The sequence below is a fragment of the Rhodobacter ferrooxidans genome, assembly GCF_000176015.1.
Lineage (GTDB): Bacteria > Pseudomonadota > Alphaproteobacteria > Rhodobacterales > Rhodobacteraceae > Pseudorhodobacter_B > Pseudorhodobacter_B ferrooxidans.
In genome coordinates, this window is sequence record NZ_ACYY01000011.1 from 35989 (window position 1) to 61732 (window position 25744).

The following is a 25744-nucleotide window of genomic DNA, read 5'->3' on the forward strand; positions in this document are numbered from 1 at the left end:
ATTGCCAAGGTCACGTCTGCAAATTGCAAATACGCAAATCATTGCAATTTCCGCGCCCTCGCGGCACAGAACTGCGATCCAATCGCGAGTGCAAGATGCCCCAGATTCCCGTGCCGGTCCTGACCGTGCTTTTGCTGCTGGCCTCCAATATTTTCATGACTTTCGCCTGGTATGGCCACCTGAAATTCAAGTCGGAACCGCTGTTCGTGGTGATCCTGGTCAGTTGGGGCATCGCGTTTTTCGAGTATGTTCTGCAGGTGCCCGCCAACCGCATCGGCAGCGGCCACTATTCGGCAGCGGAACTGAAAACCATTCAGGAGGTGATCACCCTGCTGGTTTTCGCCGTTTTTTCCGTGACATACCTGAAAGAGCCGCTGGCGTGGAACCATCTGCTCGGCTTTGCCTTCATCGCCTGCGGCGCGTTTTTCATCTTTCACAAGTGGGCCTGAACGCGGGACAGGCTTGCGGTATCGTTGCTTGACACCAGGGATTTGCAAATCCAGAATCCGCTTTGCAAAACAGGTGATCCATGGCCACGCAGAAACTATATGCCGGGGTGAAACTGCGCGAGATTCGCGCGCGGCTTGGGCTGACCCAGAAGGCCTTTGCCGACAAGCTGGGGGTGTCGCTGCCCTATCTGAACCAGATGGAGAACAACCACCGCCCGGTTTCGGCCTCGGTGGTGCTGGCGCTGGCGCAGGAGTTTGGCACTGACGTCACCGAACTGACCACCAACGACGCCGAGCGCATCGTGTCGGACATGCGCGAGGCGCTGGCCGACCCGGTGTTTGCCGCCGTGCCACCGCCGCTGGCCGACCTGCGGCTGGCCGCCTCCAACGCTCCGGCGCTGGCGAGGGCGTTTCTGGACCTGCACCGCGCCTATCGGCAAAGCCATGAACGGCTGGCCTCGCTTGACGAGGCTTTGGGCCGCGAAGACACCTCGCTGCGGCCCTCGCCGTGGGAGGAGGTGCGGGACTTCTTTCACTATTGCGACAATTACCTGGATGCGATCGACCGGGCAGCAGAGCATTTCGCTTGCCCCTCAGGTATCCGAAAAGACGTGGTAAAATCGGCATCCGAGGCCTTGCGGAAGCTTGGCATCGACTTGCACTATTCGGACAATTCCGTCTTGCGCCAGTTCGACCCGGCGACCGCGACGCTGACGCTGTCTGCCCGCGCCGATCCCGCGACACAGCGGTTTCAACTGCTGTATCAGGTGGCGCTGGCCACCCAGGGCGACCTGCTGGAAGCGACGCTCGATCTTGCGCGGTTCCAGACCCCCGAGGCGCGCGACATCGCCAAGATCGGGCTGGCCAACTATTTCGCCGCCGCCGCCCTGCTGCCCTACCGGGTGTTTCAGGCCGCCGCCATGGAAACCCGTCACGATCTGGAACGGCTGGCCGACATCTTCGGCGCCTCGATCGAGCAGGTGGCGCACCGGCTATCGACCCTGCAACGCCCGGGCGCCAAGGGTATTCCGTTCTTTTTCGTGCGGGTCGATCAGGCTGGAACCATCACCAAGCGTCACTCCGCCACCAGGTTGCACTTCGCCCGCTTCGGCGGTGCCTGCCCGCTTTGGAATGTGCACCGCGCCTTCGAGACGCCGGGGCAGTTTCTGCGGCAACTGGCCGAAACCCCGGATGGGGTGCGCTATCTTTGCCTGGCGCGCGACGTCTCCAAACCCGGCGGCTCGTTTCAGGCACCGGTGCGGCGCTATGCCATCGGTCTGGGCTGCGAGGTACAGCACGCCAGCGCCCTGGTTTACGCCGACGGGCTGGACCTGCGTGGGAGGTTCGAGCCGATCGGGATTTCCTGCCGGATCTGCGAGCGGCCCGACTGCCACCAGCGTTCAGTGCCACCGCTTGAACGGCGCCTTCGCGTCAACCCCGACCGGCGCGGGTTCCTGCCCTACGAGATCGCCGATTGATCAGGCAGCCCGCAGCGCCGCCCAGATCTGGTCCTTCAGCCGCAACCGCAGTTTGCGCAGGTCATGTTCATGGTCGGTCGCGGTGGGTTCCAGCAGCGATTCGGCGCGGAAGACCTTCTCGTTGACCGCCGCATACTCGGCCATCAGCTTGGCAAATTGGCTGTCCTTTTCCTTCAGCGCATGGATCCTGGCCGCTTCGGCCGGAAAATCATCAACCAGATCATGGGGAATATGCGACATGCCGTTTGTCCTTTTGGTGTTGCGTTGCCCCATTGGTAACAGCCGCAGCCCGCCGCACTTTGACACCGATCAAATCAGCGGCGGCAAATCAGCGGCGGACCGGGCGAAAACCGGCGGCCCTCGCCGCGGATTCCGTACAGAAAAACGCCTCGCCCCGCGCCAGGTTGATTCGGGTCACGGCATAGTCGCGTTGGCCCGGGCGGTGATAAATCCGGCCCGAGGCGCTGATATTGGCCTTGATGGCACAGCCCTCCACCACCGCAGGCGCCCTGTCCGCGCCCGCATGGCGAAACGCTTCAGGGGACTGCATCACCGCCGACCAGATGCCCAGCTTCCGACGCTCGGCCCCGGCTTCCGCCCGGGCATAGCGGTCAGAATAGCGCCGGTAGGCACCGGCCGCCCCGGCCTCGACCAGCAATTGCCCAAGATCGCGGCCCGCAGCGGTGCAGATCGCCACCGAGCGGCCGTATTTGTCGCGGTCCTGAACCGTGCAGCTTACGGCGGCGCCCTGCACGGCCTGCGCGAGTTCCTCGCGCGCCCAGTGACCGCAGGCCCAAGCCTGACCGCCACGGGTGCAGGTTTGCTGCAATTCCGGCGCATCAATGCCGAAAAGCCGAACGGCATGGCCAGCAACATCCAGAGTATCGCCATCGACAACATGGGCATCCCCCTCCAGCGTCAGCGCCCAGGCAGGCGCCGCTGAGGCAAGAATAAGAACGATCAACGAACGAATGATTAACATCTGCCCGAAATGCCGCCATTTCTGCCGCGAAATCAAGGGCAGTTCTTGCCAAATGGTTAACAGCTAGCGCTGGCTGCTGGCCCAGGCCGGGTTGATCCACGGCTCCAGGCTGGCCGCAGGCAGCGGCACCCTTCCCAACAGATGATCGGCGGCCTTCTCGCCCACCATGATCGACGGCCCGTTCAGGTTGCCGTTGGTCACCCGCGGGAAGATCGAGCTGTCGGCCACCCGCAGCCCCTCGACCCCGATCACCCGACATTCCGGGTCCACCACCGCCAGCGGATCGTCGCTGCGCCCCAACCGCGCCGTGCCGCAGGGGTGATAGGCGCTTTCGGCATGTTCGCGAATGAAATCATCCAGTTGCGCGTCGCTTTGCACCCCCTCGCCGGGCTGGATCTCGCCTTTCACGAAAGGCGCAAAGGCCGCCTGGCCGAATATCTCGCGGGTCAGACGGATGCAGCGGCGAAAATCGTCCCAATCCGCGGGATGCGACATGTAGTTGAACAGGATGCGCGGCGCCGCTGCCGGATCGGCCGAACGCAGCGTCACCGAGCCACGCGATTTCGACCGCATCGGCCCGACATGCGCCTGAAATCCGTGGCCCGCCGCCGCAGCCTTGCCGTCGTAGCGCACCGCTATGGGAATGAAATGATATTGAATATCAGGGTATTCCACCCCGATCTTCGAGCGGATGAAGGCGCAGGCCTCGAACTGATTCGACGCGCCCAGCCCCTTGCCGGTCATCAGCCATTGCGCGCCAACCGTGGCCTTGCCCCACAGGTTCCAGTGCTTGAACAGCGTGATCGGCTGCGACGCCGCATACTGCATGTAGATTTCCATGTGGTCTTGCAGGTTGGCGCCAACGCCGGGCCGGTCGGCCAGAACCGGAATACCGTGCTCTGCCAGATGCGCCGCGGGACCGATGCCGGAAAGCATCAGCAATTTCGGGGTGTTGAGCGACGAAGCTGCCAGAACAACCTCGCGCCGTGCCCGCAGCACTTCGATCTTGCCGCCGCGATCCACCTCGACGCCGACCGCCCGCCCGGCTTCGAACACCACGCGGCGGGCGAAGGCGCGGGTCAGCCGCACGTTGCCCGCCTTCATCGCCGGGCGCAGATAGGCGTTGGCCGCCGACCAGCGCCGCCCCTGCCAGATCGTCGCCTCCATCGGGCCGAAGCCCTCCTGCTGCTGGCCGTTGTAGTCCTGCGTCAACGGGTAGCCGGCCTGCGCGCCGGAACGGATGAAGGCATCGAACAGCGGGTTCTTGCGCGGGCCGCGGGTGATGTGCAGCGGGCCGTCGCTACCGCGCCATTCCGAACCCTCGCCGCCATGCCAGCTTTCCATCCGGCGGAAATACGGCAGCACATCGGCATAGGACCAGCCGCTGGCACCCTGCTCGGCCCAATGGTCGAAATCGCGGGCGTGGCCGCGCACATAGACCATGCCGTTGATCGAGGAGGAGCCGCCGATCACCTTGCCGCGCGGGGTGACCAGCGACCTGCCCCCCAGATATGGTTCCGGCTCGGTGTGATAGCCCCAGTCATAGCGGCCCATGTTCATCGGATAGCTGAGCGCGCCGGGCATCTGGATGAATGGCCCGGCGTCCGATCCGCCATGTTCGATGACCAGAACCGAGGCGCCGGCCTGCCCCAGACGGTAGGCCATGGCGCAACCGGCCGAGCCTGCGCCGACGATGACGAAATCGGCGGTCATGCCGAAATCCGGGTTTTGCAGCGGTCAATACGGCGCATCGACCGGCCCCATTCCGACATAGACGGACTTGATCTGGGTGTAATGCGCCACCGCCGCATGGCCGTTTTCGCGACCCACACCCGACAGTTTCGAGCCGCCGAACGGCATTTCCACCGGCGTCAGGTTGTAGGCGTTGATCCAACAGGTGCCAGCTTGCAGGGCGGCAATCACCCGATGCGCGCGGGTCAGATCGGCGGTGAAAACGCCCGCGGCAAGGCCGAATTGCGTGGCATTGGCGCGGGTAACCACTTCATTTTCCGTGGAAAAATCCAAGACTGCCATCACCGGGCCGAACACCTCCTCGCGCGCCAGTTCCATGGCGTCGGTGACATCGGCGAACACCGTGGGGGCCACGAAATTGCCTTGGGTCCGCGTGCCGCCACAAACCAGCCGCGCGCCCTCGGCCACCGCACGGGTCACATAGCCCATCACCTTGTCGGCTTGCAGGCCCGAGATCAGCGGCCCCATTTGCGTGTCGACATCCAGCGGGTCGCCCAGCCGGATCGCCGCGGTGCGCGCCGCCAGCCGGTCGAGAAACCGCGCCTTGATGCCCGCTTGCACGAATACCCTTGTGCCGTTGGAACAGACCTGCCCGGCGGAATAGAAATTCGCCAGCATCGCCGCCCCGACCGCACTTTCCAGATCGGCATCGTCGAAGATGATCAGCGGCGACTTGCCTCCCAGTTCCATCGTTACATGCCGCACGCCCTCGGCCGCCATGGCGTAAACCTTGCGCCCCGTAGGCACCGAGCCGGTCAGCGACACCTTGGCGACGCGGCCATCACTGACCAGCGAGGCCCCCACCGCACCACGCCCCTGCACCACGTTGAACAGGCCCGGCGGCAGACCGGCTTCTGCCAGAATCTCGGCCAGTTGCAGCGCCCCCAAAGGCGTCAGTTCCGAGGGTTTGAACACCATCGCATTACCCAGCGCCAGCGCCGGGGCGGCCTTCCAGCAGGCGATCTGGCTGGGGTAGTTCCAGGCGCCGATGCCGACGCAGACCCCCAACGGCTCGCGCAGAGTATAGGCGAAATCGCGGCCCAGCGGGATGGTTTCGCCGGTCACGCTTGGGGCCAATCCGGCAAAGAATTCAATAGCATCCGCCCCCGAAGGCCAGTCGGCCACCAGGGTTTCCTGGATAGGCTTGCCGGTGTCCAGCGTCTCAAGCTGCGCCAGATCCGGGTTGCGCTCGCGGATCAGATCGGCGGCGCGGCGCAGGATGCGGGCGCGTTCCACCGGGCGCAGTGCTGCCCAGGCACCTTGCGCCGCCGAGGCCGCAGCCAAAGCCGCCTCGATCACCGCAGGCGTGGCCTCGTGCAACAGCGCGATCACCTCGCCGGTGGCGGGATACAGCACCTCCAGCGGTGCCCCGGCGGCATCTTCCAGATAGGCACCGTTCACGAAATGGCTGGCAATCGGTTGCGCGCGCATCAGCTTTTCCCCTGCAATTGCGCATCGAGTTGCGCCAACACCGTCTGCATTGCCGCCGCCCCGTCGGGCGCGCCTTCCCGCAGCGCCTGCCGCAGGTAAACCCCGTCGATCAGCGCCCCCAGACCTTCGGCCACAGCCTCGGCCCGCGCCCCGGCCAAGGGCCGCAGACACACCAGCAGGTTGGACCGCAGCCGCCGCTGATAGACCGACAACAGCCGCCGCGCCTCGGGCACGGTCTGCGCCAGCACGTAGAAGTTCAGCCAGGCCCCCACCACCTCGCGGCGGAAATTGGCCGGGCTGAACGAGGCACACAGAATCGCCCGCAGCCGCGCTTCCGGCCCCTGCACCACCGCCAGCGCCCCGCGCACCTCGGCGCCGTAAAGCGACAGCACATGCCGCATCGCCGCCAGGAAAATCGCCTCTTTTGACCCGTAATAGTGGTGCGCCAGCGCCGAAGACATGCCTGCGCGCTTGGCGATCTGGCTGACCGTCACGTCAAGGCTGCCGCTGCGGCCAATTTCCACAATCGTGGCTTTGACCAGCGCCGCCTTTCGGATAGGTTCCATTCCAAGTTTCGGCATTGGCAGCCCTCAAACCTCTTGCCAAGCCGAGGTAGCGTGAAGTTTATTGACTCGTCAATCAACAAAAAACCACGGGGAGCTGACATGACCAGACTGCGTTCCACCCTTCTTGCCACCGCCACCGCCGTTGCGCTGGCCGGACCCGCCGCCGCCGCCGGTTGCGACAAGGTCACCTTCTCGGATGTCGGCTGGACCGATATCACCGCCACCACCGCCGCCACCTCGCTGGTGCTGGAGGCCTTGGGCTATGAGACCGAGACCAAGCTCTTGTCGGTGCCGGTGACCTATGTCGGCCTGTCGGAAGGCGATGTCGATGTGTTCCTCGGCAACTGGATGCCGACGATGGAGGCCGATATCGCCCCCTACCGCGATGCGGGCACCGTTGAAACCGTGCGCACCAACCTGGAAGGTGCGAAATACACGCTGGCCACCAATGCCGCGGGTGCGGCGCTTGGCATCAAGGATTTCGCCGACATTGCCGCCCACAAGGACGCGCTGGAAGGCAAGATCTACGGCATCGAGCCGGGCAATGACGGCAACCGGCTGATCCTGTCGATGATCGAAGGCGGGGCTTTCGGCCTGACCGGCTTCGAGGTGGTGGAATCCTCGGAACAGGGGATGCTGGCCGAAGTGGCGCGCTCGGGCGAGGAAAAGCCGATCATTTTCCTTGGCTGGGAGCCGCATCCGATGAACGCCAATTTCAAGATGACCTACCTGACGGGTGGGGATGAATTCTTCGGGCCGAACCTGGGCGGGGCGGTGGTCGCCACCAACACCCGCAAGGGCTATGTCGCCGAATGTCCGAACCAGGGGGCGCTGCTGACCAACCTGTCGTTCAGCCTGGCGATGGAAAACGAGATCATGGGCGCCATCCTGAACGACGGCGCCGACCCGAAGGAAGCCGCGAAAGCCTGGCTGGCCGCCCACCCGGAAGTGATCGAGCCCTGGCTGGCCGGCGTCACCACCAAGGACGGTGGCGATGCGCTGGCGGCGGTCAAGGCCGCGATCGGCCTGTGATCTGAGCCTGACGAAAGTGCCCTCCTCCGCCCGCGCGGGGGAGGGGTTTTGTTACCCAAGTCCGCCGTGGCCGCCGTGCTGCACCAAGCTGAAAGAACAGGCCCGCCCAACTCGGTCGGGGTGCGCGTCTTTCGCAGATCGTTCTAGATGAGCCTAGCGACAAGGGAGCGCTCATGCCTTTCATAATCGTTGCTGCTGTCCTTGCGCTGGTTCTTGTCCTGCTTCTGAACCCGTTCAGCAGAACTGCATTGGTTCTTTCTGGTTTTGGCGACCCATGGGACATGCTTATGGGTCGGGAAAAAATCCCGGTCGGCAAGCTGGCCAAGACGGTGTTCGACTGGCTGAAAGCCAATGCCGCACCGCTGTTCGACACGCTCAGCGCCTGGATGGAGGCGCTGATCACCGCGATCCTGTGGCTGCTGCAAACGCCGCCGCCGCTGGTGATCATCGCGCTGGCGGTCGGGCTGACCTACGGGCTGCAACGGTCGTGGAAAACAGCACTGCTGGTGTTTGCCGGGTTTCTGTTCATCCTCAATCAGGGCTATTGGGAAGAGACCACCGAAAGCCTGACGCTGGTGCTTTCGGCCTGCGTGGTCTGCATGGGGCTGGGGGTGCCGATCGGCATCGCCGCCGCACATCGGCCGCGGCTTTACGCCTGGATGGTGCCGGTGCTGGACCTGATGCAGACCCTGCCGACCTTCGTCTATCTTATTCCGGCCATTGTGTTTTTCGGCATCGGCATGGTGCCGGGGCTGATTGCCACGGTGATTTTCGTCCTTCCCGCGCCGATCCGGCTGACCCATCTTGGCATCTCGACCACGCCGCAACCGCTGCTCGAGGCCGCCACCGCCTTTGGTGCCACACCGCGGCAACGGCTGTGGAAAGTGGAGCTGCCCTATGCCTTTCCGCAGATCATGGCCGGGCTGAACCAGACCATCATGCTGTCGCTTTCCATGGTGGTGATCGCCGCCCTGGTCGGCGCCAACGGGCTGGGCGTGCCGGTGGTGCGGGCGCTGAACTCGGTCAACACCGCGCTTGGATTTGAATCCGGCATGATCATCGTGGTGGTCGCCATCATTCTGGACCGCATGCTGAGGGTGACCCGCAAATGACCCAGCCTCGCGCCATCGCCGTCGAATTCGACCGGGTTTCCATCGTCTTCGGCGACCACCCCGACCGCGCCCTGCCGCTGATGGACCGTGGCATGACCCGGGCCGAAGTGCAGGAACAAACCGCGCAGATCCTTGGCGTGCATGATTGCAGCCTGACGGTGTATGAGGGCGAGATTCTGGTGCTGATGGGCCTGTCCGGTTCCGGCAAATCGACGCTGCTGCGCGGGGTCAACGGCCTCAACCCGGTGGTGCGCGGCGAGGTGCGGGTGTCGGATGGCGACAAGATGGTCTCCGTCACCCACGCCGACCGCGACACCCTGCGCCGCCTGCGGCTTTCCCGGATTGCCATGGTATTTCAGGCCTTTGGCCTGCTGCCCTGGCGCACGGTGCGCGAGAATATCGGCCTGGGGCTGGAGCTTGCGGGCAAATCTCTGGCCGAGCGCAAGGGCCCGGTGGACGAGCAGTTGACGCTGGTGAACCTCAGCGGGTGGGCCGACCGCAAGGTGGGCGAGTTGTCCGGCGGCATGCAGCAGCGCGTCGGCCTCGCCCGCGCATTCGTGACGCAAGCGCCGATTCTCTTGATGGACGAGCCGTTTTCGGCACTGGACCCGCTGATCCGGGCGCGGTTGCAGGATGAGTTGCTGGACTTGCAAGCCAAGCTGCAACGCACCATCGTTTTCGTCAGCCATGACCTTGATGAGGCCTTCAAGATCGGCAACCGCATCGCGCTGATGGACGGCGGCCGCATCGTGCAATGTGGCACCGCGCGCGAGATCATCGCCAATCCGGTGTCGGAATACGTTGCCGAATTCGTGGCCCACATGAACCCGCTGTCGGTGCTGACCGCGCGCGACGTGATGGTTGACGGCACCGGTGGATCAGTGACGGTGGATGCCGAATTCCCGGTGCTGAAGGTGATGGAAATGCTGCGCGACGGCGTGGCGGAAATCGGCGTCACCCAGGACGGCACGCCCTGCGGCATCATCCGCGCCAGTGATGTGATGGCGAAACTGATCAACCCGCGCGGTTCGGCCTGACTATTTCCGATTGAAAATCAGCGTGTTGCCACGACCAACGTAGGAAAGCTCCATCCGGTCCGGCGTCAGCGACACGATGTAGAAACACGGCACATCCATCGGATCGCCGCCCATCATCTGCTTGGTGATCACCGGCCCCACACCCTCCGGCCCGTCCGGGCATTGGTCGGCAAAGGTCAGAACATCGGTTTCCACGATGTCACCGGCATAGAAATTGACCTCCTCGGACCCCAGCACCTGCAGTTCGTTCTGCGGGTCGGTGGCGTCGATCCAGCCGCCCTGCATCATGTCGCGCAGCGGGGCGAAAGCGTCGGGCGAGATCACCGCCATGCTGCTGATCGCCGCCTCGATGGTGATGTCGCCCTGCGAGATGATATCGCCTTTCACCTCGATGGGCGTGTTGACCGGCAGGTCTTCCAGCAGCTTCAGCGTCGCCGGATTGGTGGCGGTTTCGCTGCCATACCAGCGCCAGCCCTCGGCGTAAAAGGCGCAGAACGGCGCGTTGTCGATCAGCGTGCAGCCCTGCACCAGCCCCTGCACGATGAACGGCTCGCCATGGCTGCCCGGCGCGAAAGCCGGCTTGGCGGCCAGACCCAGATCGGTTTTCGAAACCTCGGCCAAGGCCACGGATGCCGGGGCAAGGCTCAAGGCAGCCGCGAGAACGAACTTGTGCATATCAAAGCCCTTTCAACATGTTGCCGACAGGCTAACACGGTAGCAGCACCACTGTCGCGGGCAATGGCGCCGCAGCTCAGGCCTTGGCAACCTTGGGTTTCGCCGCGGCCTTCGGCTTGGCAACCGCCTTCGGTTTCGCCGCCGCCTTGGGTTTTGCCGCAGCTTTCGGCGTGGCCGCAGCCTTCGGTTTCGCCGCAGCTTTCGGTTTCGCCGCAGCTTTCGGTTTCGCCGCAGCCTTCTTGACCTTGCCGCCCTTGGCCGCCTTTTCCGCCAGCAACGCCAGCGCCTCGTCCAGCGTCACCGCCTCGGGCGCCAGTTCCTTCGGCAGCGTGGCATTGACCTTGGCCCATTTCACATAGGGCCCGTATTTCCCCGGCATCACCGACACCGCGCCGCCATCCGGGTGCTCGCCCAGCTCGCGCAACGGCCCGGCGGCAACCCGACCGCCACGGCTGAACTTCTGCGCCAGCACTTCCACGGCGCGGTTCATGCCGATGGTGAAAACCTCCTCGACATCCGCGACATTGGCATAAGTGCTGCCGTGCTTGACGTAAGGCCCGAACCGCCCGATCGCCGCCTCGACCGGCAGGCCATCCTCGGGATGCGGGCCGATCTGCCGCGGCAGATTGAGCAGCATCAGCGCCCGCTCCAGCGTCAGGCTTTCCGGCGTCCAGCCCTTCGGCAGGCTGGCGCGCGGCGGCTTCGGCACCGCTTCGGTGGCCTCGCCGCGCTGCACATAGGGGCCAAACCGCCCCGAGCGCAGGCTGATCGCCACGCCATTCTCATCCATCCCCAGCACCTGCCCATCGGGCGAGATGCCGTTCTCCTCGGCCCCCGAGATCGGGCGGGTATAGCGACATTCGGGATAGTTGCCGCAGCCGATGAAGGCCCCCCCGAACGGGCGGTTTTCAGGTGCAGCCGACCTGTGCCACAAACCTGACAGATGCGCGGATCGCTGCCATCCTCGCGCAGCGGATAAAGATGCGGCGCCAGAAATTCGTCAATCTTCGTCAGCACTTCACCGATGCGCAGATCGGCGGTTTCCGCAATCGCCGCCGAGAAATCACGCCAGAACCGCGCCAGCACTTCCTTGTAATCGCGGCTGCCGGCCGAGACATCGTCAAGCTGGGTTTCCAGATCGGCGGTGAAATCATATTCCACATAGCGGCGGAAATAGTTCGACAGAAACGCCGTGACCAGCCGCCCCTTGTCTTCGGGAATCAGCCGGTTCTTGTCCTTTTTCACATATTCGCGGTCCACGATGGTGGTCAGGATCGAGGCATAGGTCGAGGGCCGCCCGATGCCCAACTCCTCCATCCGCTTCACCAGGGTCGCCTCGGTATAGCGCGGCGGCGGCTGGGTAAAATGCTGCTCGGGCAAGACCTTGCGCTTGTCCACCGCCTCGCCCTGCATGATCTGCGGCAGGCGGCCCTCGTCGCCTTCCTCGTCGTCGCGGCCTTCTTCGTAGATTTTCAGAAAGCCGTCGAACAGCACCACCTGGCCGGTGGCGCGCAGCACCACCTGACCATCCGGGCTGGCCACATCGACCGTGGTCCGCTCCAGCCGCGCCGCTGCCATCTGGCTGGCGATGGTGCGTTTCCAGATCAGATCGTAAAGCTTGCGCTGGTCGGCCTCGGTCAGCCGCAGCTTTTCCGGCCCCGCCGCCATGTCGGTAGGGCGGATACATTCGTGGGCTTCCTGGGCGTTCTTGGCCTTGTTCTTATACATCCGGGGGCTGTCCGGCACATAGGCCGCCCCGAACCGATCCTTGATTTCCGCCCGCGCCGCCATCACCGCCTCGGGTGCCATGTCGATGCCGTCGGTGCGCATGTAGGTGATGTGCCCGGCCTCATACAGCCGCTGCGCCGCGTTCATGCATTGCTTGGCGCCCATGCCGAACTTGCGGCTGGCTTCTTGTTGCAGGGTCGAGGTCATGAAGGGGGCATAGGGGTTGCGCGCCGCAGGCTTGGCTTCGACCGATTGCACCGTAAATGTTCGATTTTGAACAGAATGGACCGCAAGTTCCGCCGCTTCAGCAGTCGGAATGTCGAATTTGTCCAGTTTCCTGCCGCCCAGCACGGTCAGCCGCGCCTCGAATTCCTGGCCGCGCGGGGTGGCCAGCGTCGCCCCGACCGTCCAGAACTCCTTCGCCCGGAAGGCCTCGATCTCCATCTCGCGCTCGACGATCAGCCGCAGGCAGACCGACTGCACCCTTCCTGCCGATTTCGCCCCCGGCAGCTTGCGCCACAGCACCGGCGACAGGGTGAAGCCCACCAGATAGTCCAGCGCCCGGCGTGCCAGATAGGCATCGACCAGCGGCACATCGACCTGCCGCGGGTTCTTCATCGCCTCGGTCACCGCCGCCTTGGTGATGGCGTTGAAGGTGACACGGGAAACCTTCTTGCCCTTCTTCAGACTGGAGGCGAGGGCCTCTTGCAGATGCCAGGAGATTGCCTCGCCCTCGCGGTCGGGGTCGGTCGCCAGAATCAGTTCGTCATCGGTTTTCAACGCCTCGGCAATGGCGCGCACATGCTTTTTGCTTTCGGCGGCCACTTCCCAAAGCATGGCGAAATCATGCTCGGGGTCCACCGAGCCGTCCTTGGCCGGCAGGTCGCGCACATGGCCATAAGAGGCCAGAACCGTATAGCCCGGCCCGAGATATTTGTTGATTGTCTTGGCCTTGGCCGGAGATTCAACGACAACGACGACCATGAAACCCTCTTTCGGCCAGACCTGAAGCGGTGGCGCGGCAAGATGGGAGCGAACCGGCGCGGTTGTCAATGGAGCCTGTGCGCCCATCGGGACACAAGGCCGTAAGGCCCGCCTCAGGCGGTGCGCGACAGCAACCCGCCCGCCTGGCGCAGCAGTTTGCCCTCCAGTTCCAGCGACAACAGTTCCGGCACCACCAGCGCCGCGGGCACCGCCAGATCGCGGATCAACTGATCCTCGGCCAGCGGGCTTGGCCCCAGCCGCGCCAATATCTGGCCGTGCAGCGCCGCCACTTCCGAAAGGCTGCGGGGCGCCGGAACCGGGCCAGGCAGCACCTCGGGTGCCGCGTCAACCTCGACATGCACCATATGCCCGCCCAGCGCCTCGATCACATCGGCGGCAGAGCGGATCAGCGTCGCCCCGTCGCGGATCAGCATGTTGCAGCCCGCCGCCCGCGCGTCGAACGGATGGCCCGGCACCACCAGCACCTCGCGCCCCTGATCCAGTGCATTGCGCGCGGTGATCAGACTGCCCGAACGCGCCGCCGCCTCGACCACGATGACCGCCTGCGCCAGCCCCGAGATGATGCGGTTGCGCAGCGGGAAATGCCGCGCCTGTGGCTGCAATCCCGGCGGCTGTTCGGAAATCCGGCAGCCTTTGGCGGCAATTTCCGCAGCCAGCGCCGCATTTTCCACCGGATAGATCACATCCACCCCGCCCGCCTGCACCGCCACGGTGCCGCGCGCCAATGCCGCCGCATGCGCCTCGGCATCAATGCCGCGCGCCAGACCGGAAACCACCACGAACCCCGCTTCGCCCAGTGTCTCGGCCAGCCGCCGCGCCATCCTCAGGCCAAGGGACGAGGCATTGCGTGCCCCCACCAGCGCCACCATCGGCCGCGCCAGCAGGCCAATGTCGCCCTGCGCCCACAAGACCGGCGGCGCATCCGGCAAATCCATCAGCGCGGCCGGATAGTCCGCATCGCCAAAACACACCAGCCGCGCCCCCGCGGCCCGGCCCTGCGCCATCTCGTGCCGCGCCACCTCCAGCGGGCAAAGCGCGTAATTATCCACCCCCGCCGCGGCGGCGATCTGCGGCAGGGCCGCCAGCGCCGCCTGAACCGAGCCGTGATCGGCGATCAGCCGGTGATAGGTCACCGGCCCGACCCGCCGCGACCGCGACAGTTGCAGGACCAGCAGCGGGTCCTGCGCCACCTCACCCATTTTCCGGGCCAAACCTGATCCTGTCGCCATCGTCTTTTCCCATCTGCGACCTCACTCTGCCCGCCAGATAGTTAACGACTGATGAATCGCGCCATGGTTCGCGCAACTTTCCCAGCACCCCCGCCCACAAGGGCACATCCACAGGCTGACAAAGGTTAGTGCACCCCGGCCAGCAAAGGCGCACACCCCGCCGATGCAGCGCCCGCCCACGCCGTCCGGCATCCGCCGAACCGCAGGGCGCCCAGCAATCAAGGAGAACTCCATGTTCAAGACCCTGCTTTCTTCCGCCGCCCTGATCCTCGCCCTGACCCCGGCCAGCTTTGCCGCCCCGCTCATGGTGCAGGACATCGACGTGCAGATCGACATGATGGCCCTGTCCAATGCCGAGGCCGCCACCCGCTTTGCCACCATGGAGGGCGACCTGGAAAACGCCCTGACCGCGCGTCTGATTGATCGCATCGCCGAAAAAGGCGTGCACATCATCGTCGATGTCTCCGAGGTCGAACTGTCGAATTCCTACACCGAAAAGATGAGCCTGGCCGACACCCGTCTGGTCGCCAACGTCAAGATCACGGACGACACCGACAATTCGAACTTCAACGCCTATGAACTGTCGGTCGATATCAATGCCGCGAAAGTGTTCTTTCCCGAAGGCACCGACGTGATGACGCTGCCCGCCACCAGCGAGGTCTATTACACCTCGCTGATCGCCGCCTTTGCCGATGCGGTTGTGTCCAAACTGGACGAGTAAACCCGGCCCTGCCTGCCGCCGATACTGCCCGGCGGCGGGCCCCTTCCCATTCACCTTTGCCTAAATATCCCCGCGCGGCGCGCATCCGCCCGCAATCGCGATTGATCCCGCCCGGAAAGTTTGATCAAATGTCTGGCGCAAGCTGCCCCACCGGGGGGCGCGAAGACGGAGTCCTCCCATGCTGAATGTCGAAGTGAACCAACGCCGCAGCGACGCGATCTCGCGCGGGGTCGGGTTGCAGACCCAGATCTACGCCCACAAGGCGCTGAACGCCGAGGTCTGGGATATCGAGGGCAACCGCTACATCGACTTCGCCGCCGGCATCGCCGTGGTCAACACCGGCCATTGCCACCCGCGCGTCATGGCCGCCGTTACCGAACAACTGGGCCGTTTCACCCACACCTGCCATCAGGTCATGGCCTACGAGCCTTATGTGCGGCTGGCCGAACGCCTGAACGCCGCCGTCCCCGGCCCCGGTGCCAAGAAGACCATCTTCGTCACCACCGGCGCCGAAGCCGTTGAAAACGCCATCAAGGTCGCCCGCATCGCCACCGGCCGCCCCGGCGTCATCGCCTTTGGCGGCGCCTTCCATGGCCGCACCTTCATGGGCATGTCGCTGACCGGCAAGGTCGAGCCCTACAAGCGCGGCTTCGGTGCGATGATGCCCGACGTCTGGCATGTGCCCTTCCCGCAAGACATCCACGGCATCTCGACCGCCGATGCGCTGGAAGGCATCACCAAGCTGTTCAAGAACGATCTCGACCCCGGTCGCGTCGCCGCCATCATCTTTGAACCGGTGCAGGGCGAGGGTGGCTTTTACCCCGCCCCGGCAGACCTGGTGCGCGGCATCCGCAAGCTGTGCGATACCCACGGCATCGTGATGATCGCAGACGAGGTGCAGACCGGTTTCGCCCGCACCGGCCATCTGTTCGCCATGGAAGCCTATGACGTGGCCGCCGACATCACCACCATGGCCAAGGGTCTGGCCGGTGGCCTGCCGCTGGCCGCCGTCACCGGCCGCGCGGAACTGATGGACGCCGCCCACCCCGGCGGCCTGGGCGGCACCTATGGCGGCAACCCCCTGGGCATCGCCGCAGGCAATGCCGTGCTGGACGTGATCGAGGATGAAAAGCTCTGCGCCCGCGCCAACGAGTTGGGCAGCCGGTTGAAACAGCGGCTGGAACAGATCCGCGCCACCACCCCCGAGATTGCCGACATCCGCGGCCCCGGCTTCATGGTGGCGGTGGAATTTGCCAACCCCGGCACCCACGAGCCCGACGCCGGTTTCACCAACCGGGTGCGGCTGGAGGCGCAGGCCCGCGGCCTGATCCTGCTGACCTGCGGCGTCTATGGCAACGTCGTGCGCTTTCTGGCGCCGATCACCATCCCCGATGCGCATTTCGCGGAAGCGATGGATATCCTGGAAGCCGCCGTCGCCGCCGCCCGCAAGGGCTGACCCCTGTCAAATACCTGAAAAGGCGGGGGAAACCCCGCCTTTTTCATGCGCGTCCCGACCGCCACAGCACCGCCGCCCCCAGCACGCCCGCCAGCAGCGACCCGGCCAGAATCCCGATCTTCACCCGGTCCTGCAAGGCGGCATCGTCAAAAGCCAGAAGGCCGATGAACAGGCTCATGGTAAAGCCGATACCGCACAGCAGCGCCACGCCCAGCACCTGCGTCCAGCCCGCCCCCTCCGGCAGCTTCGCCAGCCCCGACCGCACCAGCAGCGTCACCGCGCCAAACACCCCCAAGAGCTTGCCGATCAGCAACCCCCCGGCAATACCCAGCGTCAAAGGCTCGGTCAGTACCGCAGGCGTCAGCCCGGCAAACGACACCCCGGCATTGGCAAAGCCGAACAAGGGCACCACGAAAAACCCCACCGGCTTGTGCAACAACCGCTCCAGCCGGTGCAGCGGCGAGGCGGGGGCCTCGACGGCGCTGGTGCTTTCATCGGCCAGATGCCGCACCGGGATGGTCAGCGCCAGCACCACCCCCGCCAGCGTCGCATGCAGGCCCGAGCGCCAGACAAAGACCCACAGCACCACCCCCAGCAGCAGATAAGGCAGCAACCGGCTGACCCCCAGCCGGTTCATCGCCACCAGCGCCACCACCACCAACGCAGCCAGCCCCAGGTCGATCCCCGACAGCCCGCCGCTGTAGAACAGCGCGATCACGATCACCGCCCCCAGATCGTCGATGATCGCCAAGGCCGCCAGAAACACCTTCAGCGCCACCGGCACCCGCGGCCCCAGCAGCGCCAGCACCCCCAGCGCAAAGGCAATGTCGGTGGCGGTGGGAATCGCCCAGCCGCGCGAAAGCTCGGGCGAGCCGCGGTTGAAGGCCAGAAACACCAGCGCCGGCAGCGCCATGCCGCCCAAGGCCGCCACACCGGGAAGCAGCCGCGCGGGCCAGGTGGCCAGATGGCCCTCGGTCATCTCGCGCTTGATCTCCAGCCCGACCATCAGGAAGAACGTGGCCATCAGCGCGTCGTTGATCCAGTGCTGCAGGCTCATCGGCCCGATATAGACGTGCAGGGCGTGGAAATAGGCCGCGGCCAGCGGCGAATTGGCGGTGATGATCGCCAGCGCCGCCACCGCCATCAGCACGATGCCGCCCGCAGCCTCGCTGTTCAGAAACTGCCACAGGGTCGTTTCGCCCTGCGGCGACGGGGAATGGGTCTGCATACTGCTGCTCTCCTCAATACAAAGGTCCGGCAACCAAAGGTCCGGTTCGTCTCCGTTGCGGGAAAGCCCCGAAAGCGCACGCAGCACACGCCGTAAGCAGCGTCCGATATGGGGTTTTTCGCGGCGATTTCCAGCCCCTGCCGGCCAAAATCGCCAAATGCGGCGGCGAAATCAACCGCTTGCCCGCCCCGCGCCATGCCGGAACCCACCCCACAGCCCCCTTCCCCCGCCCCGCCGCAGCCGCTACAACCCCGCAATCGCAACCCCGAGGCCCCGATGCCCCACCCTTTCCCCGGCATCACCCTGACCGACGCCAGCTACAGCGTTGCGGGCAAGACCATCCTGCCCGGCCTGACCCTGAGCCTGACCGAGCCTCGGATCGGCATCGTCGGGCGCAATGGCTCGGGCAAGACCACGCTGCTGCGGCTGCTGGCCGGGCTGGTCGCGCCAACGTCGGGCACGGTGCGGCTGGGCGGCTTTGACCCCGCCAAGGACCGCAAGGCGGCGTTGGCAGCGCTTGGCATCCTGTTCCAGAACCCCGATCACCAGATCATCTTCCCCACGGTTGAAGAAGAACTGGCCTTCGGTCTGCGCCAGCAGGGCCGCAGCGATGCCGAGGCCCGTGCGATGGCCCGCGAGACGCTGACCCAGCATGGCCGCCTGCACTGGGCGCCAGCCTCGGTCGCCACGCTGAGCCAGGGCCAGCGGCATTACCTGTGCCTGATGGCGGTGCTGGCGATGCAGCCCGCCACCATCCTGCTGGACGAGCCCTTCGCCGGGCTTGATCTGCCAACGCAAACCCGGCTGATCCGTGCCTTGCAGGGCCTGCCGCAGCGGCTGATCACCATCAGCCACGACCCGGCGCTGCTGCAAGGCTATGACCGGGTGATCTGGCTGGAGGATGGCCATGTCCGGCAAGATGGCCCGGCGGCTGCCGTTTTACCGGAGTTCCACGCCGAGATGGCGCGGCTGGGGGGGCTGGATGCTGACGCTGACCTCACCGGTTGAAACGCCGCTGCACCGCCTGCCTGCCGGGGGGAAACTGGCGGCGCTGGCCGTGGCGACGCTGCTGCTGATGCCGCAGACCAGCCTTGTCGTGCTGGCGGCGGCAGGCCTCGCCACGGCGGCGCTGTATCTGGCGCAAGGCACCGCCTTCGCCGCCCACGGCGCGCGGATGCTGCGGCCGTTGTGGCCGTTCCTCTTGATCCTGGCGCTGTGGCATGGCTGGACCGGCGACTACGCCCTTGGCCTGCGCATCGGGCTGAAGATGCTCACCGCGGTGGCGCTGGCCAATCTGGTGACAATGACCACGCGGCTGGATGACCTGCTGGCGGTGCTGGAAAGGCTGGCCGCCCCCCTCGCCCGCATCGGCCTGAACCCCCGCCTTCTGGCGCTGTCGGTGGCGCTGGTGATCCGCTTCACCCCGGTCTTGCTGGACAAGACCGCCGCATTGATGCAGGCATGGCGGGCGCGCAGTCTGGGGCGTCCGGGCTGGCAGGTGGTGATCCCCGCAGTTCTGGTGGCCTTGGACGACGCCGACCATGTGGCCGAAGCCCTGCGGGCGCGCGGCGGACTATGACCCGGGCATCCGCCCCTTGCTGGAGACGACAATGGAACGCAGCGTGACCCATATCGCCCTGTTCGCCGCCCTGATCGCGGTGCTGGGGCTGGTGCCGCAGATCACGCTGATCACCGGCGTGCCGATCACCGCGCAATCGCTGGGCATCATGCTTTGCGGCACGGTGCTGGGGGCAAAACGCGGCGCGCTGGCGGTGCTGCTGTTCCTCTTGCTGGTGGCACTGGGGCTGCCGCTGCTGTCGGGTGGCCGCGGCGGGTTGGGCGTGTTCGCCGGGCCGACGGTCGGCTTTCTGATCGGCTTCCCGATTGCCGCCTTCGTGGCCGGGCTGGTGGTCGAGCGTAGCCGGATCAACATCTTCGCAGCCTCGGTGATCGGCACCACGCTGGGCGGCATCGTGCTGCTTTACGGCTTCGGCATCGTCGGCATGTCGGTGGTGCTGGGCAAGACCCTGCCCGAGGCCGCAGCTCTGGCGCTGGTCTATCTGCCGGGCGACCTGATCAAGGTGGTGCTGGCCGGGCTGATCACCCAGACCCTTGCCCGGGTGCGCCCCGCCGCCCTGCTGTCGCGGCCCTGAGCCGAAAGGCAACGCCGCTGCGGTCTCATGGCCTTTTGGACCATCGTGACAAAGTTTTGCCACATTTAAGTCTCATTTGATCTGGTCAGAGCAATTCGCATTCGGGCCAACCCGAAGCGCCAGACGAACAGGCATATCGTGGCAAACATCACCGGCACCACGGGGAACGATTCCCTGCGCGGCACCACCTCGGCCGATACCATCACCGGCCTTGCGGGCAATGACACGCTGAATGCCCGCGATGGTAATGACTCGCTGCTGGCCGGCACCGGCAATGACCTGCTTTACGGCGGCACCGGCAACGACTCGATGTATGGCGGCGACGACAACGACACGCTGGAGGGCGGCACCGGCAGCGATATCCTGTCGGGCGATGCCGGGATCGACACTGCCAGCTATGCGGCCTCGACTGCGGCGGTCAGTGTCAACCTGACCACCGGCACCGGCAGCGGCGGCGATGCGGCGGGCGACACCCTGAGCGGCATCGAGAATCTGCTCGGCTCGGACTACAACGACACCCTCACCGGCGATGCGGGGGCCAACGTCCTCAGCGGCGGCCTTGGCAACGACAGCCTGACCGGCGGCGGCGGGGCCGACACGCTGGACGGCGGCACCGGCACCGACACGGCGGATTATTCGCTGTCGCTGGCGGCGGTGAACGTCAACCTGACCACCGGCACCGGGTCTGGTGGCGATGCGGCAGGCGATGTTCTGACGGCAATCGAGAACCTGACCGGCTCGGGCCTTGCCGACACGCTGACCGGCGACACCGCGGCCAACGTGCTGACCGGCAATGCAGGCAACGACTGGCTTTCGGGCGGCAGCGGCATCGATTCGCTTTATGGCGGCGACAATGACGACACCCTGCTGGGCGGCAGCGGCAGCGATGTGCTGTCGGGCGGGGCGGGTATCGACACCGCCGACTATACCGGCTCGACCGCGGCGGTGAACGTCAGTCTGGCCTCTGGCACAGGCACCGGCGGCGACGCGGCGGGCGACACCCTGACCGGCATCGAGAACCTGACCGGCTCGGCGCTGAACGACACGCTGACCGGCGATGCGGCAAACAACCTTCTTTCCGGCGGCGCCGGCAACGACAGCCTGTCGGGCGGCGATAGCAATGACACGCTGGCGGGCGGCACCGGGGCCGACCTGCTGTCGGGCGGCACGGGCACGGATTCGCTTTACGGCGGCGACGACAACGACACCCTGCTGGGCGGCACCGGCGCCGACCTGCTGGATGGTGGCGCGGGCATCGACACCGCCGACTATACCGCCTCCAGCATTGCGGTGAACGTCAACCTCGGCACCGGAGCGACCTCGGGCGGCGATGCGGCGGGTGACACGCTGTCGGGGATCGAGAACCTGATCGGCTCGGCCTTCAACGACAGCCTGACCGGTGACGCCGGTGCCAACTCGATCAGCGGCGGCACCGGCAACGACAGCCTGATTGGCGGCGGCGGGGCCGACACGCTGGATGGCGGCACCGGCACCGACACGGTGGATTACGCGCTGTCGCTGGCGGGGGTGAACGTCAACCTGACCACCGGTGCCGGTTCGGGCGGCGATGCCGACGGCGACCTGCTGACCGCGATCGAGAACCTGATCGGCTCGGGGCTTGCCGATACGCTGACCGGCAACACCGCAGCCAACGCGCTGACCGGTGGTGCCGGGAATGACCTGCTGTCGGGCGGCAGCGGCAACGATTCCCTCTATGGCGGCGATGACAACGACACCCTGCTGGGCGGCAGCGGCAGCGATGTGCTGTCGGGCGGGGCGGGCATCGACACCGCCGACTATACCGGCTCGACATCGGCGGTGAACGTCAGTCTGACCTCCGGTTCCGGCTCTGGCGGCGACGCGGCAGGCGACAGCCTGACCGGCATCGAGAACCTGACCGGCACCGCGCTGAACGACACACTGACCGGCAGCGCCGGTGCCAACATCCTTGCGGGCGGTGCGGGCAACGACAACCTGTCGGGCGGCGATGGCGACGACACGCTGGTGGGCGGCACCGGGGCCGACACGCTGAGCGGTGGCCAGGGCATGGACTATGCCGACTATTCCGGCTCGGCCACGGCGGTGAACATCAACCTCGGCACCTGGACGGTGACCGGCGGCGATGCCACCGGCGACGTGCTGACCGGGATTGATGGCATTTTCGGCTCTGCCTTCAACGACACGATCATCGGCTTCAATGATCAGGGCCTGGTGGGCGACGTCTATACCAACGTGTTCTACGGCGGTGGTGGCAACGACTATATCGACGGCGCCGGATCGGACGACGTGCTGTATGGCGGCGACGACAACGACACCATGCTGGGTGGTGCCGGCAACGACGTGCTGTCGGGCGACGCGGGCAACGACTCGCTGTCGGGCGGCACCGGCAACGACACCGCCTCGGGCGGCACCGGCAATGACAGCATCAGCGGTGATGCCGGGGCGGATGTGCTGTCCGGCGGCGATGGCAACGACAGTCTGGATGGCGGCGCCGATGCCGACACGCTGTCGGGCGATCTGGGCGACGACCTGCTGTCGGGCGGCACTGGCGATGACGTGCTGCTGGGCGGCGACGGCAGCGACACACTTTATGGCGGGGATGGCAACGACACCCTGTCGGGTGGCGCGGGTGGCGATCTGCTGGTGGGGGGGCCGGATCGGACTCGTTCGTCGTTGGCGCAAACGACACCATCGACGGCGGCGAAAGCCTGGGCGATCTGGACGTCATCGACCTGTCCGGCCTTGGCCCGCACCGCATCATCCGCGATCCGCTGAACCCGGAAAACGGCATCATCCAGTTTCTGGACATCTACGGCAACGTCAACGGCACGCTGAGCTATTCCAACATCGAGACGGTGATCTCGTGCTTTACCCCGGGCACCCGCATCACCACCCGCCACGGACAGGTATTGGTCGAGGCGCTGGTGCCCGGCGATCTCGTGCTGACCCGCGATCACGGCTTGCAGCCGGTGCGCTGGGTCGGGGCCAAGCGGCTGGACACGGCGGTGCTGGCCGCCGACCCGCGCCTGCAACCGATCCTGATCGAGAAAGGCGCGCTGGGGGCTGGCCTGCCGGAACGCGACATGATGGTGTCGCGCCAGCACCGGATGCTGGTTTGTGGCCCCAAGGCGGAACTGCTGTTCGGCAGCGACGAGGTGCTGGTGCGCGCGGCCCATCTGACGGTGCTACCGGGGGTGCGGGCGCTGGCCCTGCCCGACGTGACCTATCTGCACATCCTGTTCGACCGTCACGAGGTGGTGCTGGCCGATGGTGCCTGGAGCGAAAGCTTCCAGCCCGGCGACCGCAGCCTTGGGGCGATGGACGCCGACCAGCGCGCCGAGTTGCAGGCGATCTTCCCCGAAATGGCCGCGCCCGAGATGCCGGTGCAGTTCGAATCCGCCCGCATCACCCTGAAATCCTTCGAGGCCAAGGTGCTGCTGGCCGCCTGAGGCGCTGCGGGCGTGGCACCGCCAGGCAGGCGACTCGGGTGCCACAAAGCGAAAGCCGCCGGTTGGCTTTCGCGTTATTGCGACTGATCGCCTTCCGGCGAAATATTTGTTCGTTGAAATGCTCTCCTGCGACACTTTCTGCGCTGATTTGCGGTTGACGCCCGGTTTCCCCCGCCATAGTTTCCGCGGCGAAGCATCAGGGGGCCGCCATGCGTGTCGTTCTAGTCCGGGTCGGAAAAAGGCGCATGGGCCGGTAACGGCAAACCATCAGGTTCCCCATGCGCCCCCGATTGACCCCCGGGGGCTTTTTGTTGTGCGAAGCGCCACGCGGCTGTGGCAGCAGAGGAAGTGACAGATGAACAAGGCACAGACCGGCACGATGACCGGCGCGCAGATGGTGGTTCAGGCGCTGAAGGATCAGGGCGTCGAGGTGGTGTTCGGCTACCCCGGCGGGGCTGTGCTGCCGATCTATGACGCGATCTTTCAGCAGAACGACATCAAGCACATTCTGGTGCGGCACGAGCAGGGCGCGGTGCACATGGCCGAGGGCTATGCCCGTTCCACCGGCAAGCCCGGCGTGGTGGTGGTGACCTCTGGCCCCGGCGCCACCAATGCGGTGACCGGGTTGACCGACGCGCTCTTGGACAGCATCCCGCTGGTGGTGCTGTCGGGCCAGGTACCCACCTTCATGATCGGCACTGACGGCTTTCAGGAGGCCGATACCGTCGGTATCACCCGGCCCTGCACCAAGATGAACTGGCTGGTGAAGGACACTGCCAAGCTGTCGGAAGTGATCCATCTGGGCTTTCATGTCGCCACCCATGGCCGCCCCGGCCCGGTGCTGATCGACATCCCGAAAGACGTGCAATTCGCCACCGCCGAATATACCCCAAAGCCGAAGGCCAAGGTTTCGCATTACCAGCCGCAACTGAAGGGCGATCTGGCGCAGATCACCCGGATGGTGGAGCTGATCGAAACCGCCGAGCGGCCGGTGTTCTATACCGGCGGCGGCGTGATCAACTCCGGCCCCGGCGCCAGCCAGCTTTTGCGCGAACTGGTGGATGCCACCGGCTTTCCGATCACCTCGACCCTGATGGGGCTGGGGGCTTATCCGGCGTCGGGCAAGGCCTGGCTGGGGATGCTGGGGATGCACGGGCTTTACGAGGCCAATCTGGCGATGCACGGCTGCGATCTGATGATCAACATCGGCGCGCGGTTTGATGACCGCATCACCGGGCGGATCAAGGATTTCAGCCCCGAGTCCACCAAGGTGCATGTCGATATCGACCCCTCGTCGATCAACAAGGTGATCCGCGTCGATGTGCCGATCATCGGTGACGTGGGGCATGTGCTGGAAGACGCGCTGCGGCTGTGGAAGGCGCGCGGCCGCAAGGTCAACAAGGCCGGGCTGGCGAAATGGTGGGCGCAGATCGCTGAATGGCGGGCGGTGAACTGTCTGGACTACAAAGGCTCGACCAAGCTGATCAAGCCACAATACGCGCTGCAGCGGCTGGAGGCCCTGACCAAGGGCATGGACCGCTATATCACCACCGAAGTGGGCCAGCACCAGATGTGGGCGGCGCAGTTCCTGGGCTTCGAGGCGCCGAACCGCTGGATGACCTCCGGTGGCCTTGGCACCATGGGGTATGGCCTGCCCGCCAGCATCGGCGTGCAGGTGGCACATCCCGAGGCTTTGGTGATCAACGTGGCGGGCGATGCAAGCTGGCTGATGAACATGCAGGAAATGGGCACCGCCGTGCAGTTCCGCGCACCCGTCAAGCAGTTCATCCTGAACAACGAACGGCTGGGCATGGTGCGGCAGTGGCAGCAGTTGCTGCATGGCGAGCGTTACAGCCAAAGCTGGTCGGAAAGCCTGCCGGATTTCGTGAAACTGGCCGATGCCTTCGGCTGCAAGGGCATCCAGTGTTCCGACCCCGCCGATCTGGACGACGCCATCATGGAGATGATCCGCTATGACGGGCCGTTCATCTTCGACTGCCTGGTGGAAAAGCACGAGAACTGCTTTCCGATGATCCCGTCCGGCAAGCCGCACAACGAGATGCTGCTGGGCGATGCCGAGACCGAAGGCGCGATTGGCGCCAAGGGGGCCGTGCTGGTGTGACGGGCGGAGCCGGGGGGCTGTCTGCCCCCCCGGCGTCGCCACGGGCGACGCGTTCCCCGCTGAAAACAGTCCACCGGACTGTTTTCCGGGCGCGTGTCACCCCGAGGATATTTGCGCAAAGGTGAATGAGGGCACGAGG

General features: G+C 65.6%; 21 protein-coding genes and 1 pseudogene. 13 read left to right on the forward strand and 9 right to left on the reverse strand.

The features are described 5' to 3' along the window. Window positions 1-95 precede the first annotated feature (95 nt). On the forward strand, window positions 96-449 hold the full coding sequence (locus RSW2DRAFT_RS09490) for a DMT family protein (RefSeq protein WP_008030356.1): 354 nt from the start codon (window positions 96-98) through the stop codon (window positions 447-449). An 80-nt stretch (window positions 450-529) separates the two neighbouring features. Next, window positions 530-1927 carry a helix-turn-helix domain-containing protein gene (locus RSW2DRAFT_RS09495; RefSeq protein ID WP_008030358.1) on the forward strand — a complete coding sequence of 466 codons (1398 nt, stop codon included), beginning with the start codon at window positions 530-532 and terminating at the stop codon, window positions 1925-1927. On the opposite strand, the gene RSW2DRAFT_RS09500 is transcribed toward RSW2DRAFT_RS09495, so the two are convergent. The 5 genes from RSW2DRAFT_RS09500 to betI all read right to left on the reverse strand — a co-directional run bounded on the left by RSW2DRAFT_RS09500 (window position 1928) and on the right by betI (window position 6673). Continuing rightward, window positions 1928-2167, reverse strand: a complete 240-nt coding sequence (locus RSW2DRAFT_RS09500; protein WP_008030360.1) for a YdcH family protein — start codon at window positions 2165-2167, stop codon at window positions 1928-1930. It abuts the gene before it with no gap. 88 nt (window positions 2168-2255) lie between these two features. Beyond that, on the reverse strand, window positions 2256-2909 hold the full coding sequence (locus RSW2DRAFT_RS09505; RefSeq protein WP_008030361.1) for a thermonuclease family protein: 654 nt from the start codon (window positions 2907-2909) through the stop codon (window positions 2256-2258). Window positions 2910-2972: 63 nt separating this feature from the next. Further along, window positions 2973-4622, reverse strand: a complete 1650-nt coding sequence (gene betA / locus RSW2DRAFT_RS09510; RefSeq protein WP_008030362.1) for a choline dehydrogenase — start codon at window positions 4620-4622, stop codon at window positions 2973-2975. Between the two features lie 24 nt (window positions 4623-4646). After that, window positions 4647-6092 (reverse strand): betaine-aldehyde dehydrogenase, encoded by a 1446-nt coding sequence (betB, locus tag RSW2DRAFT_RS09515; RefSeq protein ID WP_008030364.1) that lies wholly within the window; start codon window positions 6090-6092, stop codon window positions 4647-4649. Next, window positions 6092-6673 (reverse strand): transcriptional regulator BetI, encoded by a 582-nt coding sequence (betI, locus tag RSW2DRAFT_RS09520; RefSeq protein WP_008030366.1) that lies wholly within the window; start codon window positions 6671-6673, stop codon window positions 6092-6094. Before betI ends, betB begins: the two co-directional genes overlap by 1 nt. 84 nt (window positions 6674-6757) lie before the next feature. Between betI and RSW2DRAFT_RS09525 the strand changes: the two genes are divergently transcribed. The 3 genes from RSW2DRAFT_RS09525 (at window position 6758) to choV (ending at window position 9839) form a co-directional block, all read left to right on the forward strand. Next, window positions 6758-7690 (forward strand): choline ABC transporter substrate-binding protein, encoded by a 933-nt coding sequence (locus tag RSW2DRAFT_RS09525; RefSeq protein ID WP_008030368.1) that lies wholly within the window; start codon window positions 6758-6760, stop codon window positions 7688-7690. A 281-nt stretch (window positions 7691-7971) separates the two neighbouring features. Then, window positions 7972-8802, forward strand: a complete 831-nt coding sequence (gene choW, locus RSW2DRAFT_RS09530; protein ID WP_040671927.1) for a choline ABC transporter permease subunit — start codon at window positions 7972-7974, stop codon at window positions 8800-8802. After that, a complete protein-coding gene (gene choV, locus RSW2DRAFT_RS09535; RefSeq protein ID WP_008030371.1) occupies window positions 8799-9839 on the forward strand; it encodes a choline ABC transporter ATP-binding protein in 1041 nt (346 codons plus the stop codon). Before choW ends, choV begins: the two co-directional genes overlap by 4 nt. Here choV and RSW2DRAFT_RS09540 read toward each other — a convergent pair whose 3' ends face one another. From RSW2DRAFT_RS09540 to dprA, 3 genes and pseudogenes are all read right to left on the reverse strand, one after another. Next, entirely contained in the window at window positions 9840-10514 is a 675-nt protein-coding gene (locus RSW2DRAFT_RS09540) for a hypothetical protein (protein ID WP_008030374.1), read from the reverse strand. A gap of 76 nt (window positions 10515-10590) precedes the next feature. Continuing rightward, window positions 10591-13226 (reverse strand): annotated as a pseudogene (gene topA / locus RSW2DRAFT_RS09545) (type I DNA topoisomerase). Window positions 13227-13339: 113 nt separating this feature from the next. Next, a complete protein-coding gene (dprA, locus tag RSW2DRAFT_RS09550) occupies window positions 13340-14446 on the reverse strand; it encodes a DNA-processing protein DprA (protein WP_040671929.1) in 1107 nt (368 codons plus the stop codon). A 262-nt stretch (window positions 14447-14708) separates the two neighbouring features. Between dprA and RSW2DRAFT_RS09555 the strand changes: the two genes are divergently transcribed. Beyond that, entirely contained in the window at window positions 14709-15197 is a 489-nt protein-coding gene (locus RSW2DRAFT_RS09555; RefSeq protein WP_008030382.1) for a hypothetical protein, read from the forward strand. 178 nt (window positions 15198-15375) lie between these two features. Then, window positions 15376-16653 carry a 4-aminobutyrate--2-oxoglutarate transaminase gene (locus RSW2DRAFT_RS09560; RefSeq protein WP_008030384.1) on the forward strand — a complete coding sequence of 426 codons (1278 nt, stop codon included), beginning with the start codon at window positions 15376-15378 and terminating at the stop codon, window positions 16651-16653. Window positions 16654-16696: 43 nt separating this feature from the next. Here RSW2DRAFT_RS09560 and nhaA read toward each other — a convergent pair whose 3' ends face one another. Continuing rightward, entirely contained in the window at window positions 16697-17881 is a 1185-nt protein-coding gene (nhaA, locus tag RSW2DRAFT_RS09565; protein WP_008030386.1) for a Na+/H+ antiporter NhaA, read from the reverse strand. A gap of 276 nt (window positions 17882-18157) precedes the next feature. Between nhaA and RSW2DRAFT_RS09570 the strand changes: the two genes are divergently transcribed. The 6 genes from RSW2DRAFT_RS09570 to RSW2DRAFT_RS09595 all read left to right on the forward strand — a co-directional run bounded on the left by RSW2DRAFT_RS09570 (window position 18158) and on the right by RSW2DRAFT_RS09595 (window position 25605). Then, a complete protein-coding gene (locus RSW2DRAFT_RS09570; RefSeq protein ID WP_008030389.1) occupies window positions 18158-18889 on the forward strand; it encodes an energy-coupling factor ABC transporter ATP-binding protein in 732 nt (243 codons plus the stop codon). After that, window positions 18864-19460 carry an energy-coupling factor transporter transmembrane component T gene (locus RSW2DRAFT_RS09575; protein WP_008030391.1) on the forward strand — a complete coding sequence of 199 codons (597 nt, stop codon included), beginning with the start codon at window positions 18864-18866 and terminating at the stop codon, window positions 19458-19460. Before RSW2DRAFT_RS09570 ends, RSW2DRAFT_RS09575 begins: the two co-directional genes overlap by 26 nt. A gap of 31 nt (window positions 19461-19491) precedes the next feature. Then, entirely contained in the window at window positions 19492-20034 is a 543-nt protein-coding gene (locus tag RSW2DRAFT_RS09580) for a biotin transporter BioY (RefSeq protein WP_008030393.1), read from the forward strand. A 138-nt stretch (window positions 20035-20172) separates the two neighbouring features. After that, complete coding sequence (locus RSW2DRAFT_RS17940; RefSeq protein ID WP_008030394.1) at window positions 20173-22809, forward strand: beta strand repeat-containing protein; 2637 nt, start codon at window positions 20173-20175, stop codon at window positions 22807-22809. Between the two features lie 80 nt (window positions 22810-22889). Next, on the forward strand, window positions 22890-23483 hold the full coding sequence (locus tag RSW2DRAFT_RS09590) for a Hint domain-containing protein (RefSeq protein WP_050786797.1): 594 nt from the start codon (window positions 22890-22892) through the stop codon (window positions 23481-23483). Window positions 23484-23838: 355 nt separating this feature from the next. Further along, window positions 23839-25605 carry an acetolactate synthase 3 large subunit gene (locus RSW2DRAFT_RS09595; RefSeq protein ID WP_008030398.1) on the forward strand — a complete coding sequence of 589 codons (1767 nt, stop codon included), beginning with the start codon at window positions 23839-23841 and terminating at the stop codon, window positions 25603-25605. Window positions 25606-25744: the final 139 nt, after the last annotated feature.

What these genes read in the sequence shown, in the direction of transcription:
- RSW2DRAFT_RS09490 (WP_008030356.1), top strand. Translation starts at nt 96, where the DNA reads ATGCCCCAGATTCCCGTGCCGGTCCTGACCGTGCTTTTGCTGCTGGCC.
- RSW2DRAFT_RS09495 (WP_008030358.1), top strand. Translation starts at nt 530, where the DNA reads ATGGCCACGCAGAAACTATATGCCGGGGTGAAACTGCGCGAGATTCGC.
- RSW2DRAFT_RS09500 (WP_008030360.1), bottom strand. Translation starts at nt 2,167, where the DNA reads ATGTCGCATATTCCCCATGATCTGGTTGATGATTTTCCGGCCGAAGCG.
- RSW2DRAFT_RS09505 (WP_008030361.1), bottom strand. Translation starts at nt 2,909, where the DNA reads ATGTTAATCATTCGTTCGTTGATCGTTCTTATTCTTGCCTCAGCGGCG.
- betA (WP_008030362.1), bottom strand. Translation starts at nt 4,622, where the DNA reads ATGACCGCCGATTTCGTCATCGTCGGCGCAGGCTCGGCCGGTTGCGCC.
- betB (WP_008030364.1), bottom strand. Translation starts at nt 6,092, where the DNA reads ATGCGCGCGCAACCGATTGCCAGCCATTTCGTGAACGGTGCCTATCTG.
- betI (WP_008030366.1), bottom strand. Translation starts at nt 6,673, where the DNA reads ATGCCGAAACTTGGAATGGAACCTATCCGAAAGGCGGCGCTGGTCAAA.
- RSW2DRAFT_RS09525 (WP_008030368.1), top strand. Translation starts at nt 6,758, where the DNA reads ATGACCAGACTGCGTTCCACCCTTCTTGCCACCGCCACCGCCGTTGCG.
- choW (WP_040671927.1), top strand. Translation starts at nt 7,972, where the DNA reads ATGCTTATGGGTCGGGAAAAAATCCCGGTCGGCAAGCTGGCCAAGACG.
- choV (WP_008030371.1), top strand. Translation starts at nt 8,799, where the DNA reads ATGACCCAGCCTCGCGCCATCGCCGTCGAATTCGACCGGGTTTCCATC.
- RSW2DRAFT_RS09540 (WP_008030374.1), bottom strand. Translation starts at nt 10,514, where the DNA reads ATGCACAAGTTCGTTCTCGCGGCTGCCTTGAGCCTTGCCCCGGCATCC.
- dprA (WP_040671929.1), bottom strand. Translation starts at nt 14,446, where the DNA reads ATGGGTGAGGTGGCGCAGGACCCGCTGCTGGTCCTGCAACTGTCGCGG.
- RSW2DRAFT_RS09555 (WP_008030382.1), top strand. Translation starts at nt 14,709, where the DNA reads ATGTTCAAGACCCTGCTTTCTTCCGCCGCCCTGATCCTCGCCCTGACC.
- RSW2DRAFT_RS09560 (WP_008030384.1), top strand. Translation starts at nt 15,376, where the DNA reads ATGCTGAATGTCGAAGTGAACCAACGCCGCAGCGACGCGATCTCGCGC.
- nhaA (WP_008030386.1), bottom strand. Translation starts at nt 17,881, where the DNA reads ATGCAGACCCATTCCCCGTCGCCGCAGGGCGAAACGACCCTGTGGCAG.
- RSW2DRAFT_RS09570 (WP_008030389.1), top strand. Translation starts at nt 18,158, where the DNA reads ATGCCCCACCCTTTCCCCGGCATCACCCTGACCGACGCCAGCTACAGC.
- RSW2DRAFT_RS09575 (WP_008030391.1), top strand. Translation starts at nt 18,864, where the DNA reads ATGCTGACGCTGACCTCACCGGTTGAAACGCCGCTGCACCGCCTGCCT.
- RSW2DRAFT_RS09580 (WP_008030393.1), top strand. Translation starts at nt 19,492, where the DNA reads ATGGAACGCAGCGTGACCCATATCGCCCTGTTCGCCGCCCTGATCGCG.
- RSW2DRAFT_RS09595 (WP_008030398.1), top strand. Translation starts at nt 23,839, where the DNA reads ATGAACAAGGCACAGACCGGCACGATGACCGGCGCGCAGATGGTGGTT.